Below are 24,667 nucleotides of genomic sequence, written 5' to 3'. Positions count from 1 at the left end.
ACATGTTGTTACTGCGCCGGCAGTGGTGCGAACAGCGTGTGGGCCGAGCCGGTACGGCCGCGGCCGTTGCCGCGAGCGTTCTTGACCATGGTGATGCCGTGTGGTGAGACCGCGGTCACGACGTAGTCCTGGACTGGCGTCCCATTACGGACGGTGTAGACCTTGCCGCCCATGGATAGCTGCCCTTCATAGAACGTGGCGCTAGTGCCGTACACGGCCAGGGTTTCGGTCCGATGGATGATCTTCGGAGGCTTCGGCATGACAATGGCAGGCGGCGGTGGCGGCGGAGCATTTGGATTCGGCTTACTCAGCTCGTCGGCCATTTTTTTGTAAAGGACGCGCTCCTCCAGGTCGACCAGGTCGCCGACCTTGATCGACTCTTGTGCGAATGCAGTCGATGCGAAAACGAGGAGCGGGATGATAGTGAAGATTCGATTCATCGATAATCAGGTCAGTTAGGTTTGGAGAAGATTTTTCCGGTCACGGTCACCATGGCCATTGACGAATCCAGTTCGTACGCGGGACTGTCTGAGTAGGCGACGGCCAACTGCGAAACAGTCGCGTAGCCGGGGAAGGAAGCCAGCTCTTTCATGTTTCGAAGCGGTGTTGTGAACTCCCAAGCCGCAGTTAGAATCGGTGGCGATGTGAGTTCGGCTGTACTCGCACCAGGCGGCATGGCAAAAGGCTGGAACTCGTCCTGTTTAGGCTTCCCGAATCGCTCAAGGCGCTGGAGCGCCGAGCCGAATTCGACCACCTCTTCCCGCTGGCTCTTGCCCGCATCGATTGCCTTACCCTGCTCTGTAAACGCCACGTTCTTGAACGCCTTCGAGGCCTTGATGGTTCTGCCGGCGAACTCGACGTTGTCGAACTGCTGTTTGGCAGCGGCGAGGAACGTTTCGTACGTCGCTTTGCTTTTCTCCGGACGCACGTAGTCGAACGTGCACGCCATCTGCTTATCAGGTGGCAGATTGCAAGTTGCTTTTTTGAGTGGCCATCCGCCGAGGGAGTAGGTCATTTTCCCTAAAGGCGCTAACACAGCGTTCACGTTCTGCGCGAGTACAGTTCCGTCTAGGCGGCGGGCCATTAATTCTTCGTCATACAGTTGCTGCGAGTTCTTTTGTGCCGCCATCGCAATGCGTTGCGCCTCGGCTCTCTTGTATGCACTGTATTTGCTGTAAGCGAAACCGAAGGTGCTGAGGACAATGGCGGCCGCCATGCCGAACACGAGCGGGTTGACCATCGCACTCTTGGTTTTGCGCATCAGGGCGGATTGGTCGGCGCCCTTGTGCACGTCGTCCCATGACGCCGCCGTAATACCGCTGATCTTGACGTCGCCGAAAAGCTCAAACCCCGGACTGCCACACAACTGCTTGAACGCCTTGAGCGCTTCCGAGACTTCGACCTCGGTCTTCAGGATCTTGTCGTACCCGCTGCGAGGACGCGACTGGTGGATGCCGCAGACGATGTAGCCGCCGTCCTGGTAAGCTGGATCGTCCTTCGGAACTTCCAGCACCATGACCAGGTTAGGAACATCTGGGTAACGGTGCAGCAATGCGACGGCGCCAGCGTAGAGTGGCGACCTTTGCTTTTTCTTGAGTAAGCTGGCGAAAGAGGATTTGAGAGACGCCCTCTGCTTCTTCGTGGTCTCGACTTCCGGCAGTGTGCCGAAATACACGGCCTTGTCCGCGTACCAGAAATACTTCGACTTGACTGAGCGGGCATCGCCATGGACGTCGCCTTCGGACAAGCGCGACTTCCAATTCAATCCAAAGGCAATCCTCTTGCCGTTATGTTCAGTAATCATGGCGCTCTCTTAATCCGTAACTCCGTCGACGATCTCGGCCGTCACCAGCACGATCGTAGTCGAGCGGGTCTCACTTGCGCGCAGCGAGCCGCCGGCGAGCAATGGGATCTTGTTGCCCAGGGTGCGCTTGTCATACTGGTTCGATTTCGTATCGAACCCGGTCAACACCACAGTCTGGCCATTACGGATCGGGACGTATTGCGAGCTACCCTCGCCGTCGACGTTCGGCAGCTGCACCGACTGCATGCTCGCCCCGGTGCCCGACGAGAACGTTTCAAGGCTTTTCAGCGTGCTTTGGTCCAGCGACATGTTCAGCATGACGGTGTCTTTTCCCGTCACTTCGGGGTGCATGAACAGTTTCAAGCCGACCGAGTCCTGTGCGGTTGTAATACCAGGTGTGCCGCCCGTGCCGCCGGTCGTGGCAGCGGCAGGCGTCGTGGACGCGACGTAGGAGAAGGTATTACGGACGTTGTAATAGACGCTGCGGCGGTTACGGGTTGCGATTGGGATCTCGGTCGACGTCTCGACGTCACCGATTTCCGCGAGAGCTTTCAGCATTGCGCTCGATCCAGCGGCAGAGCCCGAGAAGACCTGCAGACCCAGGCTGCCTGCGTTTGTCGAAGCTAGGTTCGCGGCCGAGCCGAGCGAAACGCTGAAATCAGGCACATTCCTGAGCGCACGGCTCACCGCAGCGGAAACGTCGAACCCGGCTTCGCCGCTGTCCTTCGAAGTTACTTTGATCGTTTGCAGGCGCAGGCGCACCATGCGCGAGAGCGAGCGTACGCCGTTGGCGATGATAGCGTCGGCCGCTTCCACCACGTCGGTGGTATCGGTCAACGTAATCGTGCCAGTGGCAGGGTTGGCAAAGATCGAACCGGATTTCGTCATGATGCTGTCTACGTTGTCCTTCATCGCATTCAGTTCGACCATGTCGCGCAGTTCGTCTTCGACAGGCGGCTTGTCCTGCGAGTTGTTCGTCAGTGCATTCGCGTTACTCGACTGTGAAGTCTCGCCCTCGAGCGTGGACTTGTAGCTCGACTTCGATGCGCGGAATGGCGTTTCCCAGGTCTTCGTCACCAGACGGAAGAAGCGGATACTGTTCGTCGCCTCGTCGTACTTCCACTTGATCGACAGTTTCGTGGCGATAATGTCGAGGATCTGGGCCAGTGGCGCGTTCATACTCGGCATGTCGAAGCCGTTGGCCGATTCGGGACCGCGCTGATCGTTGCCGGCGCTGCCCGACGATACTGGGGTGAGCGGCGTTGTGGCGCCATTGCCGGTGCCGTACGAGCCAGGCAGCGGCAAGGGCATCGGCGTGGTCGCGACAGGAATTCCAACTGGCATGGCCGCGAAGGCTGGCTGCGCTGCCTGTGCACTAGCAGTACCCCCCTCCTTCAGCGCCTTGCGCTGCAGCGCAGCGCTATCGAGGTAGACGTCCGGAGCGATTGTGACAACCATGTTCGTCGCAAGCATGATCCGCTCAGCAGCGGCGCTCAGCGATACCCATTTGTTCTTGAACACCATCGAGGTCTGCACGTCTTTTTGCAGAGCAGGCGGCAACGTCACCGAGCGGGCCAGCGGCACGGATTTGCCAGCAATCCATGGAGCGTCCACCTCCTGCGATTTTTCGTAGGCCTGCTTCGACACCGAAGGCGGCACTGCCTTCTCGAAGTTTTGCTCTACCGCGGTCCTGGATGCGGCGATGTTGCCGCGCGTTTCGGCGGTCAGCTGCGTGGAGACGCAGCCGGTGGTCAGAAGTGCCGAAGCGATGACAGTCAGGCGAAAGGAATGCTTGTTCATGGAATTAATCGTTTGGATTGCACTTGACCGTCTCGCGCACGACGCGAATCACGGAGTTGTTGTAGAAACATGGCTTGACCGGCGTGTCGCTGAACTTGGTCGAACTCAAGGCCCAGCGGATTGCCGTTTTCCAGTCGCCGGCCTTCTCACCCTGAGTACCAATTAGGATGTCCTTGTCCACGTCCCAGATTGCCTTCCAGCCCACCGCCTTTGCCCAGCGATCGACCAGCAGACGGAAATTTTCGTCATGTGGGGAGATTCGATAGGTGTACACGTCGGCGATGGTCGCACGACGGGGCGCTAACGCGGTTGCAGCGGCCCCGGCAGCAAGCGCGGCGGGGGCCGCGCCGTTTTGTGCCAGGACTGCCGTGGCGCTAGTATCCGCCGCCGCCCCGGCGGCTAGCGCTGGCTTAGCTGGCATCTTGGCAGTGAGCGCGTCGAGCTTGTCGGTCAGCTGCTTGATCTGAGCGTTCACCACAGCCGGATCGGGCGCAACCGGTTTCGGCACCGGCGGCGTGCCGCGTACGACCGTGATCGGCTTGCCGTTCATGAAGCCACGGATCTGCTGCGGCACCCCGTTCACGATGTATCGTTCCCCATCTGCAGTAGCGCCGGTAACGACCAGGCCGGGAATCGACTCGAGATACGTGTTTCGGCCGTCGTTATACACGTCGAACTTTTGCTGGGGCGCCAGCTCTGTCACGTAATAGCTGCGATCGGGTGTGGCCGCAGCAGCGGAAGACCACGAAGTCATTGCGAGCGCGACGAAGGCGAAGAGAAGAGTTGGTTTCATTTTGGGCATTGGGTTGTACGGCTAATTGTCAGTCACGACAGTTGTTGCCAAGCGTCAATTAGTCGGCGATTTATCTCAGGATTTGCGCACGCAGAGCGCAGACTGCAAAAACAGGGTTCGCGTTTTGCACTGCGTTTTGCGAATTCCTATACGGATCAATGGCTTGCACATATTTCCCGATGGACGCCGTGTCCATCAGGTTAGGGGCGGTATGGCACCATGGCCATGTCATGAGCGACCATGAAAATGAACTCTTCGCCTTCTTGCACGCCGAGCGTCGGGGAGATCTGTCTGTTGCGCTCCAGCAGGGTCTTCAGCACGTCGTTAAGGGCCGTTGCGAAGACTGATCCTGCAGTTCCAGGGGTGGCGTTTCCAGCGGCGCTTTGCAGTGTGGTGACAGTGGTATCTTCCCGAGGGAGCAGAAGCGTCGACGCGCCCAGCACCAGGCTGCTGCCGAACATTTTCCAGAAATGGTTGTTCACGTCCGCGCGTACGCCGGAGGTGCCGGCCATGTCGGATGCGCCAGCGCCGGAAAGCGATATCCAGCTGCCGTTCGGAAGGATCAACCGGTTCATCGCCATCAGCAGGCGCTCCTGCCCCACGACGATCTGGCTGCTGTACGTGCCGATCAGCTGGCTTCCTTTTGGGATGACGATGTGGCGTTGCTGGCTGTCGTACACGTCGGCCGTCACACGGGCCAAGATGCGCCCCGGGAGGTCGCTGTTGATTCGGGTCATGAGTACGGCGCGGATCACATGGCCTTCGTTCACGACCACCGGTGCTTGCGGTGCCATCTGGCGGATGAGCTGCGGTGCATTCGCTGCCGCGGCAGCATTGGTCGCGAGGAATTCGTCGTTCGCGCCTTTGCTTCTGACCGGCTCTTTCGGGTTTATCGCTGCCAGGAGGCGTTCCTGCATTGCTTCTTGCGAGCGGACTGCTGCTGCCCTCTCGGCCTCGGCCAAATCGGATTGCAGGTTTGCCAGTGCGCCCGGTTGTGCAGCGGTGCCGCTACTTGATTGGCCAAGCAGCTTAACTTTCGTAACCTCGATCGCGGACGCACGGATTTCCTCTTGCCGCGCGACCGCTGCCGCATAGGCTTGGGCCGCACGTTCTGCCGCCTTTTCGTCGACCTCCCCAACTGGCATTGGCGTGGGCGCTCCTGCGACGCCGCCGTAGCCGGGAGGAAGTGGAGGCCGTGCGGATGGGGGCGTGTAGCCGCCCGTCGCAGTCGCTCCAGCGCCTGCACTCGATTGCGGAGCAACTGGGGTACCTGCGGTTGCTTGACCAGCTGCAGCGACCGGTTGGGATCCCGGCATTACCGGAACTACGATAGGCGGTTTCTTCGCGGCTTGCTCGCGCATGTCCTTCATCATTGCGGCCGTTTCATCGGCCTGGCGAGTGGTATCGACCTCCACGGGCGCACTGGCGGGCCGACGTGTGGGCGACTGGTCGTCAGGTAGGAAAAGCCAGATGCCAAGGGCCACGCCAATCACCGGCACTGCCCATTTCTGGGCGCCCTGGAGCAGCGTGCGCGGCGGTGTGCCGGCGGTAACGTCGGCAGCTACGTCAACGTGATCTGGCGCTACCGCAGCGCCGTGCTCAACCTGGTCGGCGGGGTCGATTTCAGGGAGACTCGAGAATGGATCTTTCGCCATTGCGTTAACGCCTCCGCTTGGGCTCGACCGGGCCGCGCTTGCTGATCTTCACTTCGGCACTGCCGAGTTTGAGCAGCAGCTTCGCTGCAACGCGCTCGACGACAATCATGTTGGACTTGACCTGGTAATTGATGAGCGATGGGTTGTCTTCATCGTCAAGCAGGAAGATGGCCGGGCTGTCTTGGCTGTTTGGCATTACCAGGAACGTGAACTTACCGTTCGTATACACCGCGGTCGGCTTGAAGGCGGCTTCGCCCTCGATCTTGAAGCTGAAGTCCAGCGAGGCAGGATCGACATTGGAGGCGACGACCTGACCTGCCAGTCGATTCTGTTCGGCCTCGGCAACGGCGGTTTCCGTTTCCTTACGCAGTTTTACTTCCATCTCGCGGTCGGGATAAAGAAAACTAACTTTTTGGAAGACCTGCGAGCCAGCTGACCTGCCGGAAATCAGCTGGAACTGATAGGTGCGTTTGTTGGTGACGACCGTGAGCGAGGTCTCCAGGTCGAAGCGCAGCGGCTTGATGAACAGGTGGCGTGGGCCACCTGTGACCATCCATTGTGCCTGGTCGCCGATGGCCGGAGTCTCCTTCACGCCCTCGTCCTCTCCCAGCTCGAGGTGAGTGGTAAGGTTGGGTACCGATAGAACACGGAAGATTACGTCGGGCGAATAGGTGTAGCGAACGATCCGATTTTCTTTCGGGGCGGGGATAGCTTGAGCCGCCACGTCCACTGTGACCGTCTTCGGTGCCGCTGCCAGCGCAGCAGCAGGGATCATCAACGCCACGCACGCGGCAATCATATTGAGCTTCATTGTGAAACGGATTCCTCGGTGAGGTTGAAGTTGGTAACGAACAGGCCAGCGGGGTTCTTCATCACTTCGGCGCGTGTCGTCGGCTTCACTCGCGTGAACGAAATCGTCATCGCGTAGGTGACGATCTTCGGCCTCGACTCTGGAGAAAGACGCTCGATGGTGCGGAAGCGCAGCAGCGCAACGTCGTCTTTAACGAAGTTCAAGGTGATGAACTCGTAGCCGCGGCTGTACTGCGGATAGTCGCGCAGGGCGACGAGCGGGTTGTCCTTGCGTCGCATTTCGCCGAGCTGTGCCTTTGCCGCACCAGTTACACGCTCGCCGGCTGCGGTCAGCGTGCCCTCAATATTTGCTCGATCCACCACGAACACGTTCGTTGCCCACTGGTTCAGGAAGTACATAATCGACTCGCTGTCCGGAACCCAGGCGCCGACCGGAGTGCCATCTGCGACAAGGCGGCCGCCCTCGGCTCTGTTCACCTGGAACGTCTCGATGGTTTTCAACGGCAATGCGAAGTTCCATCCGATGCCGTTGAATACATGTCCGGTCGCAAGGATGAGAGCAATCAGGAACCACCGATTGCGTTCAAGCGATGGTCGAGCCCCGCGCTCGAAGTGTTCCAGCGTCGTGTCCTTCGAAAGCGGGCCAGGTGCGAAGTCAGGCGGCTGCGCGCCAGAAGACGATTGCTTTGTGGGGGGAGTAGGCTTTTTCATCCCGTCATTTTCTCTAATGTTTCCAGCCGACAAGCCGTGAGTAGTTAGAAGAAATTGACGCGATTCGCACTCAAAAAAAAACCCCGCCGCAGCGGGTAGCGCACATTCCTGCTGTCGATCAGCTGCCGCCGATTTCGACCCGTCGGTTGGCTGCTCGGCCCGCCGGCGAACGGTTTTCGGCAATGAACTTGCCAGCGCCATCGAATCCGACGACGATCTTGGTTGGCGAGACGCCCATCGATACGAGGTAGCGTTTCGCGGCTTCGGCGCGTGCTTTCGCCAGGGCCACGCTTCCCCGGGTTGCGAATTCGCTGTCCGTGAAACCCCTGACCGAAATATGCTCGGCATTCTGCGACAGCGCGAGCAGGCGTTCGCGCTGCTCCTGGCCTGGATTGAACTGCCGGCTGTTGTTTGCGAACGAGACGATCACCATGCTGGGCTCTACGGTTGCGCCCTGCCCTGCTCCGACTTCTGCAACTGCAACTGCAGGCGCACTTGGTGCTGCGTCGCTTGCGCTGGCCGCCGCGAGAATGGCCTTAAGCTCCGATAGTTCTTTTCGCATGCGTGCGATCTCGGCCACGATAGCAGCGTCAGTATTTGCCGCGGCGCTGACCTGTTCGGTAGTCGGCTGCGCTGCCGCCACTACCGGCTCCGACAGCGGCGCAGTGGGTTTGCGGACTACACGCGATGCTGCTGTAGCAGTCGATACAGTAAAGCTTGAAAACATGCCAGAGAGGACGACGTTTTCACCAACGACCTTGAACGCGATCGGGGTGTTCTTCGCGTCGAGGAACTGCGTTTTCTTCGGGTTCAAGCCCCGAACTTGGACAACAGTATTCCCACTCAGATCGAACACCTGGACAATGCCGTTTGCTTTGGCATTGTCGATCTCGTAGTTGAAACCGATTACCGCGGTAGGCGCCGGCGTGGAACACGCGGCCATCATGGCAGCGATGCTGCAGGTCACGAATGCGAGCTTCAATTTCTTCAACTTCATGTGTTCGAACTTTCCTTTATGGTGTTGACTTGCTGCCTGCCATTCTCGACTTTGCGAACTGAACACTCTTCTGGCCAGCTCCGATCACGCCGTTCATGGTGCCGCGCACTCCTTTGGCGCCGTTCTGCATGCCGGTCGCGGCCTTCTTCCCTGCGGAAGCAACTGCCCCGCCAGTACTCTTCGATACCCCCACATGACCTGGGAACAGTGCGCTGGCGATGCTTGGCGCTTGGCTGATCATGCTGTTAATTGTGAGGATCAGAATCGCGACGATCATCAGGCCAACCGCTGTTGCCTCGCCGGTATCGTTCGCAACCGCTACCTTATCCATTAGCTGCTTGGCGATAGTGAAGATAACGTTAATTACGCCGGTAAGCCCCGCAGAAATGACGAGAAATTGCAACCATTTCGTAAAATAGTCGCGTGTCCACGGCGTAACCAGCCCGGCGATCATGATTGGGCCAAATGCCACGCCCACGGCGAAAAGGAACGGGCCAATCAGCAGCAGGCCAAGGACCTCGGCAACGCCAATGAGCAGCAGGACCAGAATCGCAAGGGCGAAGAACACAGTAAGCAGCAGGTCGACCAGCGTCACCATGAACTTAGTAGGGCCATCTGAAATGTTCATCGCGCCCCGAGCGGCGGTGAACGCCGCTTGTACTGCATCGGTGATCTTGCCGATGACAGCGGTGTACACGTTCAAGATGCCCGTGAACGGGTCGCTTGAGCCGCCTGAGAGACCGCCCGCCAGATTGCGGAAGACGTCGAGGAAGCCTTCGAACATAGGTAGCAACCTGGCGTACTGCGAAATAAACGCGGCCGCGAATAAACATGGAATGCCGACGTCGAACAGCACCTGCAGCATCGACTTCGTCCGGCCACTTAGGAACTGCATCACCTCGTAAAGCAGGTAGACGACACCCAGGGCGCCAGCGATGTTCAGTGCGGTCGGAGTCATGGTCGCAGCGATTGCGTATCCGGAGGCCGACAATGTCTCGCTGAGATCCCGCCCCGCCCGTTGCCCAACCACGCGAACTGCTCCGTCCATCTTTTCGAAGAAGCCGCCTGCCTCCACTGGTTGTTCCGGGGCTGGCTCGGCCGCACTCGCGCCTTGCATCGTCATCAGCGCGAAGAGGAAAGCGAGGACGATCGTTTTGAGGAAATTCATCTTGTTATCGCAAGGCGTAAGTTGTTGGGTGCGTGCGGCAGTGATCAGTATTTGTTGGCGGCGTCGCGCATGCGTTGCTGGTAGCTGTTGACCACTTTTGCAGCTTCCTTGTCGCTTTTAACTGATTTTGCCGTCTCGAGGTCCTGCCTCGTTTCCGCGACTTTGTTGTTGGCTGCCAGGATTGAAATAATTTGCTGGTTTTGCCCGATCAGAACGTCGATAGCCGCACCCAGCGTTTGCATCGCTTCGGTCTGGCCCTGCACGCTGCCGAGCCTGTTGACGATCGCCTGCCGTTGGCGCGAGGTCTGTTCGATCGATGCGTTGATGGCGCGATAGCGTGCGGCAGACGAATCCCGTTGCTGGCGCTCGAGCTGGTTGCGAGAGTTCACATACTCTTCCCATGACATGTCAGAAGCGCCGTACTTTGCCGTTACTCGCTCGGTAAGTTCCGCTGACTGTTGGAAGTCTTTCTCGAGGCGGCTGTCCACCGACTGCAATTCCTTGTACAGCTTCAATGCCTCTTGCACTTGCGCGAGGCCGTCCATGTCAGCGATGCCTTTGACTGACTGCGCCATGGCGATCGCAGTCTGGGTTTGCTGGATCAAGGACCTGGCTGTATTGATCTCGGTCTGGACCCCGGCAATGGCCTGCGAGTTATTCTGGATCCAGTTGGTCGGGTCCCAGACGACGCCGCTACCGAAAATCGCCGAGGCCGATAAGCTCATGGTGCAGGCGGCTACGCCGAGGACGATGTGCTTCCAATATTTTTTCATGTTCATCAAGCTCTCCCTTTGGCTGTAGTTACATCGAACGAACTTCGTTGAGATAGTCGCGCTTCCACTCCGGCTCGTTGGAGGCCTCGTGTTTGTCGAAGACATTCAGGACCGCCTTCTCGGAGCGGAGATATGCGAGCGCTGCCGGCGTGAACTCAGTGGTCATCACACGGGCGTGACCGTCCTGGATCAGCAGGTAGTCGCGCTTCGGCTGCAGCGCGGCGATCATGTCGATTTGATGATCCTCGAAGCCGAAGTTGTCGCGGTAGTGGTGTCGGTGCGACTCGATTTTTTTGTTGTGGAGCAGCAGGAACGAGAAAATGTTGTCCAGGATCGTTGCCGACATCTCAGCGTTCGTGACCGATTCGGGCGACTGAATCGTCATCCACAAGAAGCCGTTTCGCGACCGGATGGCCTTGAGCCACTCCGCGATCATCGGCGCGAAGCGTGGGTCGTTCACCAGGAATGAGGCTTCCTCGATGTAGATGAAGGTCGGCCTGCCATCGAGTTGGGTAAAGATCTTGCGGAACACGAGGTCGATGAACGCGCGGGCAATGCGGTCGACCGAAAGGATCGACGCCATCTCGATGGTCGTCCAGTTCGACAGCGAAAGGTCATCTTCTTCGTTGTCGAACATTCCGTATGGCCGCCCTTGCAGCCACTCTGCAAGCTGCGCCTCAAGCCGCTTGGATACGAGCACCGCAAGTTTGCTCATGCTGACTGGCCCGTCGCCGTCTGCGAGCTGCTGGAGCGCCATGTCCAGATTCTGGCGGTCGTCGGTGTCGGCGATAAAGCCGCCCTCGGCAAAACGCCTGAGGATGAATTCGCGCACCCAGGTTCGCCCATCGTCGGTACCGTCGCGCATCATGGCCAGAGGGTTCAGGCGCGTGCTACGCTTCTTGAGATCGATGTGCTGGCCTCCGTGCAGCTTCGTCACGACTTCGCAGCTTCGATTGCGGTCGAAAACGATCGTGCGAACGTCACTGCCGTAGCGCTGGAACTGCGAGAGGCAGAAGTTCACGAAAGTCGATTTTCCGCTGCCTGTCGGGGCGATGATGAGCATGTGGCCCACCTGGTCGACGTGCGAGCTAAAGTTGAAGCGGCCACCGTACCGGTTGCCGAAAACGGCCAGCTGCGGCACTGGCTTGCGGAACACCTGTTTCGAGAAAAAGGCGTGCTCACGCCGGCCCTCGTCCATCGTGTAGATAGGGCACGCGTCGGCCACGTTCTCGACCGACACTAAGTCGTAGCGCGACTGAGTGGCCCATTGGCCAGGCAGCAGCGCGGCAAAGGCTGGCATCGCGTTGATGCGCTCGCGATCGGCTGTGAAGCCGTTGTTTTCGAGGTTCGTGATAACGCGGTCACAGCTGCGCTTGAGTTCGCCCTTCGTGTCGCCATAGACGAAGACCGACATGGCCATGTAGGCGTAGGTGACGCCTTCGGCGCCAATACGCTCCTGCGCCTCTTTACAGGCGTACAGCATCGATTCTTTTCCGGGCTTCGCCTCTGGCTCGCTGCCACTGGCTTTCGCGATCGCGTGCGTGATCAGGCCGTACTGGGTCAGATGGTAATACTCGATGGCCGGATTGATCGTCGCGGCACTCTCGCCAGCGTCAAGGAACCGGACAATTTGGCAGATCGTCATTTCCATGTCCATCGCCGCCAGTGTTTCGAAGAGCATCGGCGAGGTCGACGGTGGCCAGCCCTTGATGCCGACCACGCCGACAAAGGTGGAACGCTGGCTGCCTTCGAATTTGATCAGGTCTGGGCCGGCCGCGACATAGTTGCGCGGCAGGTAGGCGTCGAGCATTGCGCTTTCCGGCTTTTTCATGCGCGTCGCGTTGCTGGCGCGATTGAGTACGGCGCCGAGCGCCGACGTGAAATCGTCGGCCTCGAGCCGCTTCATCTTGATCGGCGCTGCGTTGATGAAACCGGCAATCGTGCGCTCAAACGAAATGATGTTATCGCGCAGCGTGCCGACATCGCGCGCAAACGCTTTTCGGCCCGAGAGGGATTCCTTGAGTGCTCCCATGAGCGCGGCCGCCACGGCGACGCCCTTTTCCGACTGGATGCGTGCAACCCGGTCGAAGAACTTGTCGCTGCCTGTGCTTCCGGTGTAGAGCAGGTATAGCGTGTAGCGGGTCGAAAAATGCATGCCGCTCTTGAAGCGCTCGGAATAGATTTCGTCCAGATCGGCGGCGGTCTGGTTCTGGAAGTCGCCTGGCACGTAGCTTGGATCGCGGCGCTTGTCCACGATCCACCACGCGGTCACGCGACTATCGAGCCGGGAGAACACTTTCTGCATCTGTTCGGTGTACGAGTCGACCTGAGCGTCGAACAGATCGTCAGGATCGACGCCGCGGTATTCGAACGCCGCGAGCAGCGAACCGTCCTTGTTCAAGACCAGTCCAGGCGTTACGTGATTGAGCCACGGGCACAGCGCCTGCAGCGGGTGGACGTCAGCTCCGTCCTCTTCACGAAATCTAATTTTCAGCATATTTACATTCGCAGACCGCGAGCGACCTTGTGTGGCCGCTCGAATGGTGCAGGGAGCTTTTCCCGGGAATCGGGGTGGTACCGCTTCGCCATGATCGCGTACTGCGTGTACATGGAAAAAATCCGCGGGTCTTTCTTGAACGCCCAGCTAAGGGCAGCATGGATGGCGGCAGAGATGACTAGGGGGATCGCCGCCCACCAAATGCCGACCTCGGACGCCAGGAGGAAGGCGACGAATGCGCCAGGCCCCCAACAAAGCCCGAGAGCCTTGTTAGTGACGCCGTTGTTCAGGCGGGGCGCCAGCAGCGCCCTATTTACTACCGAGACCCTCACAGGCCCAGTGCCAGCCCGCAGCCTGGCGGCGTGAGGCCGGACTTGGCGATGATCGTGGTGGCGCCGATGACGATAGCGGCGGCGATACCGACCTTGATCACGACGTCGTGGAGCTTGGCCACCCCGAAGATGTGCTCGATGGCCCACATCAGAAGCGCGACCAGCGCAGCGCCGCCGACGATGCTCTTGAAGTATTCCGAGATGTAGCAGAAGAAGTCAGTGGCGCCGGCAGCGAACGCCAGTTGCGGCGTCATCATCACCGCGCCAACGGCGACGGTCTTCACGGCGGCCTTGGCTTTGTGCGGCATGTTCTGATACGCATGCGACAGGAACGCGTGGTGCTTTTTTACCTTACGCGACATCTTCAAAAACATACTCTCCATTTTCCACTCCCTTAACTAAGCAAATTTGTTCGATGCGTCGAACCACGTTGATGACGTTCCCTTGTGGGACATTGCGCCGGCCCGCGAACACCACGAGGTGGACGGACTTGGCGATGTATCTCCTGACGAGCTCCGGCGGCATTGAGGCGTTCGGCGGCAGGCTCATCTGGTAAAGCATTTCCAGCGCATCCAGCGCCTGCTCAGCCGAGTCAGCGTGGATGGTCGATACAGAGCCAGGGTGGCCAGAGTTGAATGCCCTGATCAGGTCATAGGTCTCATGGCCGCGTGTCTCGCCTAGAATGAGGCGATCAGGGCGGAGCCGCATCGCGAGCTGCACGAGGTCCCGGGCGTGAATGTTGTTCGACGGGTTCGACAGCAGGTTGATCACGTTCGGCACGGCCAGCTGCATTTCACGCGAGTCTTCGATCGTGATAAGGCGCTCGCTGGCTGGAATGCGGCTCAAAAGCGCGTTGAGCAGCGTGGTCTTGCCGGAGCCAGTAGCGCCGGCCACGATGCAATTCAGGCGCTGGTCAACGACGAGCGAAACTAACTTTTCAGCCTGCGCTGCGGTAAGTGCTTCCATTTCAATCAGTCGCTCAAGCGTCGGGCGGTCGCCCTTGTCCTGGTGCTTTCGAATGGTCAGGAATGAACCATCCGGGCACGTTGGCGCTTTCGCGCCAGCGATACGCATGTCGTCGATACTGGCGCCAACGAGTGCCGACTTGGAACCCGCGAGAGCATCCTGCCCTACGAACTTGGCCACCGCCGTCAGCGCCATGTCGATCGCGGTTGACGTGAGAAGCTGGCCTTCATAGGTGATGATGCCCTTGGCTTCCACGTACACGTGGCCGCCAGGGTTAATCATCAACTCCGTTACGTCCTTCCGATCCATGTAGGGCTTGACCGGCCGAAGTTGGTCAGAGAGGACGGCTTGAATTTCTTCGGTTTTCAGCATCGCTAGATTGTGGTGTACATGCCGAGTTGCGATTTCGCAAAAGCACGGCAATTTTCGAGGCTATTTGTTGCCGCAGGAAAATTTCCGATGGACACGGTGTCCATCGGTGTTTTTATGTAAGTGTCTGAACTAAAAAAGAAAATCGAAAACGGCCTGCAAGAATTGAACCCTGTTTTAGCTGGTTGCGATGCCAGCCTCAATGACGAACATGCTCGGTTTCTTGTCTTTCGTACCCGAGATGAACAACGCCTCGCGGGCTCGAGTCATTGCCACGAACATCAACCGGCGTTCTTCTTCTAGCGAGCTTTTCTCGGATGGGAACGACCCGGCCTGCAGACCTACAATCCAGACACGATCAAATTCAAGCCCCTTGGAGCCGTGCGCAGTCGTGAGCATGGCCACTGGTCCGGCGTCCTGGTCCTCGGCTTCCTTCTTGTCAGCTTGACTCTGGCTCAATTCCCGCGATCGCATCTTGGCAAGGTGATCCTCAAGCGTTGACCCGTCCACTTCGTACATCTGGTGCGCAGCGTCGAGCACAGCCGGGTTGTGCGGCTTTTGCAGCGTCTCCCCGAGCCACTCGTAGACGCCGTAGTTGACGGTGGCCAGGTGGCCTTGCTGCTTTTGAGCTGTCCATGCAGCGTGCCGCTTGGCGAATGTGCGCCAGATGTCAATGCCCCGCTCCGAGATGCCGGCGTTCTGGAAGTCTTCTTTGCTGCCGATGATGATGCTCGTCCCGAACAGCCTGCGAATCTTGCCGGCGTCTTCGCTATCCATACCCGCCCATGCGAGTACCTGATCCAGGTCGTTGCTCGCTGGTTTGATGAGCGAACGAAGCAGTGCGGCATAGACCTGCACCTCTGGGCAGTCGAAAATGCTTCGTCCGTCCGTTTTGCGGTGCGGGACGCCGCGGGTGTGCATGGCCGCCTGCAGCAGGGTCAACTCGTCGTTGGTACGCGAGATGACAGCGAACGACGCCCCTTCGGCCAGGGCGCCGGCGGCTTCCTCGGCGACCGCTGCATACTCGGTAGAGGCGTCCTTGAAGCGTTCCCACGTGACCACTCCGCCCTCCCCCTTCTGGGCAAAAAGGCGCTTCTGAATTCGTTCAGTGTTGCGGCTGATGAGCGTCTCTGCGGCCCCCAGAATCTCAGACCGGCACCGGTAGTTGATGCCGAGCTGTACTTGCAGGGCGCCGAACTCTTTGGCGAAGCGCTCCATGCCGGAGTAGCCCAAGGCGCGGCGGAACGCGTAGATGGACTGGTCGTCGTCGCCAACGACTGTCAGCGCCACGCCGGCGCGGCCGTGATGCGCCGTCCACTCGTACTGGGCCTTGTCGGTATCTTGATATTCATCGACCAGCAGATGGTCGACGGGCAGAGGCGACATCGACTTGTCGCGCAGCGCCAGGTTGGTCTTGAGGATAATGTCCTGGAAATCGATGACGTGCGCTTCTTCCATCAGCTTGATGTAGATACGCACCATCTCCTGAAGCTCAGGGTCAAGGCTCTCAGGGATGCTGCCGGCCTCTTTGGCCAGCTCAATTATTGGAGTGGCGTCACGCGCCTGGATCTTCAAGCCGCTCTCGCGGATCGCTCGGATCACGTAGCCTATGCGGACACCCTCTTTTACAAGGTTCCACGGCGCCGTGAACGGGGACTGCATCTTTTGCAGGATCGCCCGCCCAAATTCTCCTTTGTGCTTGCGTGGCGATGCCATGAGCATGCACACGCTATGAAACGTGCCAACCAGGAGGTTGGCTTTGGTGCGAGGGTCGGCAAGCTTCATCGTGCGCTCGCGCAGCTCGAGGGCAGCATCGCGGGTAAACGTCACGGCGCAGACCTTCTCGCCTTCGTTCAGAAGCGTTGCGGCTTTCGTTGCCAGCATCTTTGTCTTGCCTGACCCCGGACATGCAATCGAAAGACAATGACCCACATGCAGCGCTACCTCGCGCTGCTGGGGGTTGAGTTCCGAAAGAATGTCGTTCACGCTGCCAGCTTCTCGCTCGCAGGTGCGCCGTCGTTGTCTTGCGAGGCGTCCGCCGTGGTTTCCTTCGGCTGGACTTTGTTACGCATGCCGCGCAGCGTGCGGCTGATGAATTGCGCCAGACCGCGCATTTCCTTCTTGATGTTGAGTTCTTCCATCTCGATGGCGTCGCTCTCGGCTTCGTCGTTCCAGCAGAGCTGGTTCAGCACGACGACGAATTCGTCCTGCTTGCGGAAGACCTGCAGGACGCGGTTGGCCAGGCGGGTGCGCAGCTGGACTTCATGGTCGGCCGCGGCCCGGGTGTAGGTCGGCTTGATCCAGTCAGCGCGCGATTCGTGCACCGCCAGCGAAACGCGGATGCGGGCGAGCTCACCGTCGATGCGCTCTTCCATGCTGGCGATGCGATCGACAATCGACTGCTCCAGCTTCGCTGCGGCTGCTTCGCCGACGAACATGGCGCCGCTCTTGTGGATGACGTGGATGCCGGTCTCGATGGTGGCGAAGTAGCGCTCGAACGCCGAGGCGACGACACGTTCTTTCAGTTCGGCGCGGGTGATGAGCGACGCGACACCTTCGTGGCGGCGGGCCAGGTTCTCGATACCCTTTTCACGCTGGCGACGTGCCTTGTTGCGCAGGATGTCGACGTTGGCGGCCGACACGGCGCCCAGCACCTGCTCGTCGACGGTGTTCGCAGCCGGCGCAGGGCGGGTATCGTCCAGTGCCTGTTCAGCCATGTTCGACGCCATGTCGAGTTCGGCGATCGTGTTGCGTGCTTCGGTACTGCTCAATCCATTTTCAGCGATGTCCATGTGTGCCTCGGGGTAAAAAAGTGTTCGGAAGCAACATGCTGCCGTGCCTTTCATACCTTCCAGCGACGAAACCCCCACGATTTTTCGCAGGAATTCAGTCTGTCGGCTTGCCGCCATACCCGTGACAGAGGGCGCGACCTCGATTCAGACTAAATTTGTGTGACATTTCGCTGTGGCAATTTTTAGCTCCGCTGGTACAGTCCCGTCATCAGAAAAGGAGGGGTCGTGAACAAAGAGCGGTTATTGCCACGCGCAGCTGGTGCTGCGGCGATCGTCGCGCTCGTATTGGTGACGAACGAGTGCTATCGGCAAGTTCGCGACGTTTTGGACACGGTGAGCCACTCGAAAGCCGATATTGCGCTGCTCAAGCGCGATCTCTATGTGCTTCAAGTCCAGCTCGACAATCGGCCAGTTTCCTCGCCGGCCATGGTTGATGGCGCTGCGCCAGGCGCACCCACAGCCTTTGTTGCGCCTGCTCCCCCACGGTTCACGCCAATGCCCGAGCCTATTGGGCCGGCGCTCCCGCTTCCAGAAGCGCGGCCCGCGGCCCGACCGAAACCCCAGTCCAGCGAAGAGTCAAAAAGCCTCGTAAGCGTGGTCCTGATGAGCGAGGCGAAACCGTCGCCGGCAGCTGTCGGCCTAGGTGAGAAGCAACCCGATACCGCTAAGGTAGATGTCCAACTGATTGGTGATGCCAAATGAAGTTCGGGCGCCGCCGGCGCCGGTCGCCAAAGATGCTCGGGCTTCGCGCAGGTATCTTCGCTCTTGGATTGGTTTGCGTGCTGGCTACGACCGACACGATCCAGACGATAGGTATGGCGCTCTCGGTCATTGAGCAGATCGGCACCGCAATCAAGCAATCTTTAAATCCCAGTACCACTATAAAAAAGCAGGAAGAACAAAATGGCTAGCCCCATCGGCGCAGACGTCGCTAAAGAACACCTGGCCGATGGTCAGGACAACATCAAGGAATGCGTCAGTTCGATCAGGCGGGTGCTGAAAAGCTTCCCTGAGCTGGAGCCGGAACTTGCACTGGCAACCACGCACCTTACTTCCGCTCGCGAGTCCATGGTTCTGGCTGGCGAGCGCTTGAAGAAATAGGTGGGTAGATGACCCTCCTTTGCCTCTTGGGCCGGCATGGTAGCGGCAAGTCCACGATCGGAGCCGACATGATCGCGCATGGCTTTCAGCACGCCAGCGTCGGGATGCTTCGTCGGCTGGCGCAGGCAGGGCAATTCCCCTCAGACGTTCCGGCTGCGCTGATGATGGCGATGCGGCGCGAACGCGCCGGCACTGCGTTGAGCACGTCGACGGCAAGGAAACTAGTCGAGTACGCCACCAAGCCGCCCAAGGCGATCCTCGATGGCTTCCCGTCCTGCGTCGAGCACATCGACCTCCTACCAGCAGACACGATATTTTGCGTCATCTGGACGCCAGCCCAGTTGCGCCAGCAGCGACTAGAGCGCCGTAGCGAGACCACGAAGCGCGTTTGGACACCGGGCCTGCATTCCGAACGGGAAGCTGCCCTTCCCGGTTTAATTTCCGCCCTGCGCCGATCCAGGCGGTGTGTGTTCGTCGCGAACGACACCACGCGCGAAGCCGCGATTGGAAGAATGTTGGCGAAGATCGGATAAAAACGAAGTTGCACTGTGGAATTTCAGTGGTCTAATGGTGATAGTACCAACCACTGAAAGACCATACCATGAGTTACGAATTCAACAGCGCGGACAGTCTGCTCAACGATTTTCCCAACCCATTCAAGTTCACCAACACGTTCATGTTCGTGACGGCCGCCATTCTGATGGTCGGCGCAATCCACGTTACCCTGACTGCGAAGCAGCTTTTCCAAACACAGAGCGACACCCTCGCCGCCGTTACCCTGGGACTGGCGATGGTGCTGGGTGGCGTGTCGGTGAAGATGCTGATCAAGGCCCTGTCTCAAGTCCGGTTTTGGCTCGGTAGAAAATTCCCCAACGGGCTTGCGGGTGAGCTTCCCGTAAAAGCATGTGGCGTGGGAGTGGGTACCGAAGAACTGCTCGACACGATGCGCCACCGTGCTCTGGATTTCCCTGAGCCGAAGGGTGCGCTCAACGGCGTCCTCTACTCGCTGGTCAAAGACCTGATCACGTCGCCCACGCCGATCCAGGCCGCGGCTGTTCTGCACTTCCACTCGCTGCTGTCGATGGCGGCATTGCTGCTGTCGTTGACCGTGTCGTACTTCGTGTTCGCCGGCACTCCGCACGAAGGTGTGGCAAGTTGGCTTTTCCTGCCTATGTCGGGCCTGTCGCTTTTGACTCCGTTCATGCAGCAAGATCGCCTCAGCATGGACGCCACGCCCGATGCACAGGCGCAGGCCAGCACCGCGAATGGAGCATTGTGGAAACTGGTCGGCCTGGTGTTCTTCTCGATCATGGCGCCAGTGGTCATCCCTCGCGTGCTGCCGGCGCTATCCATCCCGCCTATGTGGATCGCCCCTGCCCTCCTGTTGGTCGGCTCGCTGATCGCCTCGTTGCTGTTCTTCTTTGCACTCACTGCCCGCCTCGACCGCGCTTCGCATACGGACGTTTCGTGCGAGCAGACCACGATCGCTATGAACTGCGCGCCAGCGCAGCTCTGGACGACCATCAGCCGCGATTTTCAGTCGTCTTGGGAGCGCTCGATTCCGAACCGTGCTTATGCCAATATCCCGCCTGATGTATCGGAAGGCGAGCGCGGATCGTTCGGCGGCTACATCGTTGAGGAAACGCAGCCCGTGCCAACCAGCACCACGCAGTTCCGCACCTGGGGCGAGGCAGTAAAAGTAACTTCTTCCCGCCTGCTGCTGGCGCTGGGCGCCTGGGGTGTGATCTGTGCGGCCGCCGCTAGCTCGATCGCTGCCTACTACGCGTCGAACTTCGAGACGATGCAGCGCATGCAAATCAGCCGCGTCATGCTCGTGGTAGTTGCGCTGTGCCTGGTCGTGGTGTTATGCCACAAGACCGCCCATCTTTTGTGGTCGCGCATGCAGTTCAAGTCCCGAATCTACTGGATCGAAACCAGTGGTACCTACCAAACCAGCAAGATCGCAATCGGCAACCAGTTCAAGGGCCATACCCAATCCAGTTCGACGCTTACCCGCATCGAGGATGCGACGCTTCGCGTTTGGGTCACGGATATCGTGTCGGTTGTCTTCGGCAAGGACGGCCGCCGCAGCATCATTGCTATGGCTTCGGCCGATGGCGTCGCTAAGAGCATGGCGGACCGCCTCAAGGCGTTCGCAGCAGATCAAAGTAGTGTCGCGACGCCGACCGCGCACCGGGATTTAGAGCGTGCGCAGTCGATCGGTGCGCTCGATGCGGCAGTGCAGAGCGCGGCAGCGGCAGCCCGGGCCGAAGTGGGGCAGCGTGCGGCGCTTCGCAGCCAGGCCTCCGCGCAGCAGATTGCCGCGGACTCAACGCGCAAGGCAGGCAAGGTCAAGTTCTTCAACGTCGAGAAGGGCTTCGGCTTCATAAAGGACCGCGAAGGCAATGACTACTTTTTCAACGCGAACTATGTAAAAGGCGATCCACCGGCGACCGGCGCCGAGGTTGAATTCGACCCAGCGACGTCGACGCGCGGTCCGATCGCAAAGAACGTGCGGCTGGTTGGTTTGACCGTGTAACGCGCATCGCCGGCGTTCGCGGCGACTCGCCGTACAGGCAAAAAAAAGGCCCACCCTCAAACATGAGAGTGGGCCTTTTTGTTTGTGTAGTTCGGCTCGCGAAGTGCGAGCGATGCACGGAGGGGCAGACTGCCTCCTCTGTGCTTTTGCTTCAAGCTGCGATCAGTTCGTTCGGCACTATGACGATGCTCGAGATTGCTCCCTTAATCGCGTAGCCGCCGAGTTCACTTTCGTATGGCTTGTGAATCAACCGATCCAGATACAGCAGGGTTCCAGTTTCGGTTGGCACGCTGCCGAGGACGTTGGCGATCGCCGGCGACGATGATCCTTTCCGGCGCACGACGACGATGCCTTCGCCCAGGTGGACATTTGCTTCGGTAGAAGTTTCCATATTGCTCCTATGCTGCTTTCAGAATTTTCCGCATCTCGTGCGCGGAAAGGTTGTTGAGCTTCGCGAGGTCATCCACGAAGTTGGCCAGGACGGTCGACAGGTGCAGGAATTCCTCATCTTCTTTAACTGGTGTTGCCCAGTCGAGGCCCGCATCTGCGCTGTCCTGCTTGAATGCGACCATCTGGTCTTGGTAGATATCGAGCGAGCCGGCGAGATGGAAGTACACCACCTTGACCGGTTCTTTCCGCTCTACTCGCCGTGGTCGTGCCATCGCTTGACCCTCTGTCTTTGCACTCCAGGAGCGATCGTAGAAGATCACAACATCTGTGCAGGGAAGGTTATATCCGGCCTTGGCGCTGCTCTTTGTGGCAAGCAGGTGATCAGCGTCGCCGGCGATGAACTGTTCGTCCTTCGCCTTCACGCGTTGCTTGATGCTGATCCCACCGTGGAACTGAACCGACTTGATTCCTCTGGCCGCCAGCTCCCTGTGAAGGAGCCGAATGGTGTCCGGGTTCTCGCAGTACAGCAGTCCCTTCTTGCCTTCGGCAGACAGCCCGACCAGGTAGTCCACCGCCGCACGCTGCTTTGAAGTCATCCCAGTGTACGCCCCGAGGCCTTCGACTCCGCGCTGCGGAATGTTCAGGGCGATCTGGACTGCTTGAAGCTTCGCCAGCAGGACCGCCAAGTTGTTTCGCTTCTCGCTGTCGCTGCGATCGCGGTACCACTGTGCGAAGTCGTCGGCGGCTTGCAGGTAGTAAGCGAGGTGCTTGCTGTCCCACTCCACGTTCACAGTTTCGAAAACTGCCGGCGGCAACTGGATATGCTTAGCCACTTCCGGCTCCGCGGTGAGCCGGCGCTTGACATGCGGCGCCAGCCATTCCCGGAACTTCTCGACGTTCGCGATCTTCGGTATCTCGCGCTTAGCACCTTCGCGCAGCGTCTCGGAAAATGCGTGCGTGACCCACTCGACCACCAGGTAGTCATCGCGGATCTTGTCGACGCCGCGGCACGAGTGCTGCATGCTCGAGATCCACCATTTTTCTGCGTAACCTCGACGGAAGCCGTACCGCTGGGCCGCCGTGCCGTCACCGATGGTGAACAGCAGCAGCCCATGAATGTCGCGCGGATAGTTAGCGATCGGGGTCCCTGTTGAGATGTATCGCTTGCGTGCTGCGAGCTGAAAAAGCGCGCGTGATTGGTCGCTGTCGAAGTTGGCAAGGCGTTCGCCTTCGTCGGCGCATACTAAGCCGATTTTGCGTCGCAGCTTGTGGGCGTACGTCAGCCGCTTGGAGGCGGTTTCATCGACCAGCATGCGCAGCCGCTCATACGAGATGACGTTGATCTGTTTGAGTTGCGACAGCTTCGCTGTAGCGTCGATCACGCATACCTTTTCGCCTGCGATCCCGATGCGTGCCAGCTGCCCGATCATCTCATCGATCAGGCGCGACTCTACGACAATCAGGCCATGCTTCACCCCCGACAGCAGGATCAGCGCAGCGTTTAATCGACTTTTCCCGCAGGCCTGCTGCCATGCCGCGATTCCGCCATGGGGCTGCATGGTTAGCTCGATCAAGTCATCCAGCTGAAAATCCCAGCTCAGCCAGTGGTGAATACCAAGATCGATTGCACGTTTGCGGAGCCGAGCTGCCTCGAGCGGATACGCTTTCAGCAGACCCTCGTGCACGATCTGCCAGCCTTCGCTGGCGCCCTGCAGCACGTAGTTGGCCTCAAGCTCGTCGGTATTGATGAGGAAGCTTTTGCCGTTCTTCTGGTACTCGTAGCCGCCCTGCTCTGCCCGCGTGAACTCGACCTCTTCGCCTGCTTGGATCACAGGCGAAAGCCACTTCGTTGGATTGACGTTGTGCGTGCGCTTCGAAACGCCGACGAGGCTGGCCATGCTCGATGCACCCTTCGTGTAGATCGTGTGCTTCATGGCCATGACCGCCCTCCTGTGGCGCCGGACCTTGCGTTCCAGCGTCTCGAAAACGCCAGGCTGCACGACCGGTTCACCGCCTGCTGCACGGATTGCCTCCACAAAGCCCTGAAACGCGGCTATGGGCTCGTCCTGGAGTAGATAGGCTTCCACGTCCAGCTTTCCCTGTCCGTTGAACTGGACGCCTTTTGGAAGCCTGTGATGCTCGGTCGAATAGATTCGCTTGTCGAGCACATCGTTTGCAACCATGGCTTGTGTCAGGCCGCAGAAATACCGCAGTCGGACTTTTCGTCCATCGAGCGCGATCTGCACGGTACGGTTTCCCGTAACTGGCAGCGTGATAGTCGGTTCCGTCGCATCGAGAAGCTGGTAGCGAAGGTCGGCCGGGCGGGTCTTCTTGAACTCTGGATCGAGCAGGCCCAGGTCCGGTACCGGCTCGTCGAAAGATTCCACCGCGCGGTGCATGGGCAGGCGCTTGTTGGCGCTTTCCCCGAACACCACAACTGAAGTGAGGACGTTGGCATTTTCCTCCTTGAAGGTTGCGGCCGGCAGGTCGAACACCCCTCGGAGGCGCGTTTGCACTTTCTTCGACGCCCAGCAACCAGCGCCGGCACGAATTGCGTCGGCACTGGAGCGCGGCAGCAGGGCCACGACGACGCGAGCGGCCTTGAGGGCTTGAATCACTGCGTACTCATCAGAGGTAGCAGTGGTGTCCGGTCCAAGCCTGCCCATGCGCGTGAAGCCTTCCTCAGCCTTGAGCCCAACCGATTCCAGCGAGATGCTGAATGGCGGGTTGATCAGCGCGCAATCCATGCCGACTGGTCGGACGTTTTCCATTCCAGCGCAAAGGATCTCGCACTCGAAGCCAGCTTCGGAAACTACGCGCCTGACTTCATCGACCGTTGGAGCGTGCACGTCGACGCCGAATATCTTGTGCTTGCCCGGTTCTGCAAACTGCAGCAAGCGTGCCGAGCCGATCGAGTTGTCGAGGATCGAGGTGATGTCGAGGTTGCCGATGAACGCCCACATCCAGGATGCGACGTCATCGGGGGTGAAGTATTGCGAGAGAGTCTGCCGGCGCTGTTCCGCCAAATCTCCCATATGCCGGATCTTGGAGCGGAGACTGCCGAGGCTGGCCAGATTGCGAAGGGGTGCATACCATTGTTGCGATTGCGATTGCATGAAATCTCCTGTCAGTGCCAGTAGCTGGCGGGGTAATCTGGCAGGCGTAGAGCT

At 59.3% G+C, this 24,667-nt stretch carries 22 protein-coding genes; 5 read left to right on the top strand and 17 right to left on the bottom strand.

Translation table 11 applies throughout. The annotated features are described in order from the left end of the window. Positions 1-8: 8 nt before the first annotated feature. The 15 genes from FG94_RS09105 to FG94_RS09025 form a co-directional block, all read right to left on the bottom strand. On the bottom strand, positions 9-440 hold the full coding sequence (locus tag FG94_RS09105; protein WP_036210104.1) for a hypothetical protein: 432 nt from the start codon (positions 438-440) through the stop codon (positions 9-11). A gap of 11 nt (positions 441-451) precedes the next feature. Next, positions 452-1,804 carry a type 4b pilus protein PilO2 gene (locus FG94_RS09100; protein ID WP_036210101.1) on the bottom strand — a complete coding sequence of 451 codons (1,353 nt, stop codon included), beginning with the start codon at positions 1,802-1,804 and terminating at the stop codon, positions 452-454. 9 nt (positions 1,805-1,813) lie between these two features. Next, complete coding sequence (locus FG94_RS09095; RefSeq protein WP_036210098.1) at positions 1,814-3,604, bottom strand: hypothetical protein; 1,791 nt, start codon at positions 3,602-3,604, stop codon at positions 1,814-1,816. A gap of 4 nt (positions 3,605-3,608) precedes the next feature. After that, a complete protein-coding gene (locus tag FG94_RS25950; RefSeq protein ID WP_152570924.1) occupies positions 3,609-4,397 on the bottom strand; it encodes a TcpQ domain-containing protein in 789 nt (262 codons plus the stop codon). 200 nt (positions 4,398-4,597) lie between these two features. After that, on the bottom strand, positions 4,598-6,052 hold the full coding sequence (locus FG94_RS26570; protein ID WP_081925889.1) for a TrbI/VirB10 family protein: 1,455 nt from the start codon (positions 6,050-6,052) through the stop codon (positions 4,598-4,600). A 4-nt stretch (positions 6,053-6,056) separates the two neighbouring features. Further along, positions 6,057-6,863, bottom strand: a complete 807-nt coding sequence (locus FG94_RS09080) for a TrbG/VirB9 family P-type conjugative transfer protein (protein WP_081925888.1) — start codon at positions 6,861-6,863, stop codon at positions 6,057-6,059. Next, positions 6,860-7,573, bottom strand: a complete 714-nt coding sequence (locus FG94_RS09075; protein WP_036210091.1) for a VirB8/TrbF family protein — start codon at positions 7,571-7,573, stop codon at positions 6,860-6,862. The genes FG94_RS09080 and FG94_RS09075 overlap by 4 nt, the downstream gene beginning before the upstream one ends. Before the next feature lie 118 nt (positions 7,574-7,691). After that, complete coding sequence (locus FG94_RS25940) at positions 7,692-8,570, bottom strand: OmpA family protein (protein WP_051996365.1); 879 nt, start codon at positions 8,568-8,570, stop codon at positions 7,692-7,694. A 16-nt stretch (positions 8,571-8,586) separates the two neighbouring features. Beyond that, entirely contained in the window at positions 8,587-9,738 is a 1,152-nt protein-coding gene (locus FG94_RS09065) for a type IV secretion system protein (RefSeq protein ID WP_036210088.1), read from the bottom strand. A gap of 44 nt (positions 9,739-9,782) precedes the next feature. Then, on the bottom strand, positions 9,783-10,517 hold the full coding sequence (locus FG94_RS09060; protein WP_152570923.1) for a hypothetical protein: 735 nt from the start codon (positions 10,515-10,517) through the stop codon (positions 9,783-9,785). A gap of 22 nt (positions 10,518-10,539) precedes the next feature. Continuing rightward, on the bottom strand, positions 10,540-13,008 hold the full coding sequence (locus tag FG94_RS09050; protein WP_081925886.1) for a VirB4 family type IV secretion system protein: 2,469 nt from the start codon (positions 13,006-13,008) through the stop codon (positions 10,540-10,542). 328 nt (positions 13,009-13,336) lie between these two features. Beyond that, on the bottom strand, positions 13,337-13,648 hold the full coding sequence (locus tag FG94_RS09040; protein WP_152570922.1) for a hypothetical protein: 312 nt from the start codon (positions 13,646-13,648) through the stop codon (positions 13,337-13,339). A gap of 43 nt (positions 13,649-13,691) precedes the next feature. After that, positions 13,692-14,678, bottom strand: coding sequence for a CpaF family protein (locus FG94_RS09035; RefSeq protein ID WP_036210073.1), 987 nt, complete (start codon positions 14,676-14,678; stop codon positions 13,692-13,694). 174 nt (positions 14,679-14,852) lie between these two features. Continuing rightward, positions 14,853-16,661 (bottom strand): ATP-dependent helicase, encoded by a 1,809-nt coding sequence (locus FG94_RS09030; RefSeq protein ID WP_081925885.1) that lies wholly within the window; start codon positions 16,659-16,661, stop codon positions 14,853-14,855. Then, on the bottom strand, positions 16,658-17,467 hold the full coding sequence (locus FG94_RS09025; RefSeq protein WP_152570921.1) for a hypothetical protein: 810 nt from the start codon (positions 17,465-17,467) through the stop codon (positions 16,658-16,660). The genes FG94_RS09030 and FG94_RS09025 overlap by 4 nt, the downstream gene beginning before the upstream one ends. A 225-nt stretch (positions 17,468-17,692) precedes the next feature. Between FG94_RS09025 and FG94_RS27225 the strand changes: the two genes are divergently transcribed. The 5 genes from FG94_RS27225 (at position 17,693) to FG94_RS27880 (ending at position 21,107) form a co-directional block, all read left to right on the top strand. After that, the gene (locus FG94_RS27225; RefSeq protein ID WP_036210062.1) at positions 17,693-18,169 is read left to right on the top strand and encodes a hypothetical protein; all 477 of its coding nucleotides are present in this window, start codon (positions 17,693-17,695) and stop codon (positions 18,167-18,169) included. After that, entirely contained in the window at positions 18,166-18,378 is a 213-nt protein-coding gene (locus tag FG94_RS27220; RefSeq protein ID WP_152570920.1) for a hypothetical protein, read from the top strand. Before FG94_RS27225 ends, FG94_RS27220 begins: the two co-directional genes overlap by 4 nt. Further along, positions 18,371-18,568, top strand: coding sequence for a hypothetical protein (locus FG94_RS09015; RefSeq protein WP_036210059.1), 198 nt, complete (start codon positions 18,371-18,373; stop codon positions 18,566-18,568). The genes FG94_RS27220 and FG94_RS09015 overlap by 8 nt, the downstream gene beginning before the upstream one ends. A 68-nt stretch (positions 18,569-18,636) precedes the next feature. Beyond that, on the top strand, positions 18,637-19,101 hold the full coding sequence (locus FG94_RS09010) for a hypothetical protein (RefSeq protein WP_152570919.1): 465 nt from the start codon (positions 18,637-18,639) through the stop codon (positions 19,099-19,101). A 68-nt stretch (positions 19,102-19,169) separates the two neighbouring features. Further along, entirely contained in the window at positions 19,170-21,107 is a 1,938-nt protein-coding gene (locus FG94_RS27880) for a cold-shock protein (RefSeq protein ID WP_036210053.1), read from the top strand. A 151-nt stretch (positions 21,108-21,258) separates the two neighbouring features. Here FG94_RS27880 and FG94_RS09000 read toward each other — a convergent pair whose 3' ends face one another. Together FG94_RS09000 and FG94_RS08995 are read right to left on the bottom strand one after the other, a co-directional pair. Then, entirely contained in the window at positions 21,259-21,498 is a 240-nt protein-coding gene (locus FG94_RS09000; protein ID WP_036210051.1) for a hypothetical protein, read from the bottom strand. A 7-nt stretch (positions 21,499-21,505) separates the two neighbouring features. Further along, positions 21,506-24,613 (bottom strand): SNF2-related protein, encoded by a 3,108-nt coding sequence (locus FG94_RS08995; protein WP_036210046.1) that lies wholly within the window; start codon positions 24,611-24,613, stop codon positions 21,506-21,508. Positions 24,614-24,667: the final 54 nt, after the last annotated feature.

The organism is Massilia sp. LC238, assembly GCF_000735635.1.
Classification (GTDB): Bacteria; Pseudomonadota; Gammaproteobacteria; order Burkholderiales; family Burkholderiaceae_D; genus Telluria; species Telluria varians.
This window is presented reverse-complemented; position numbering and strand designations above follow the sequence as displayed.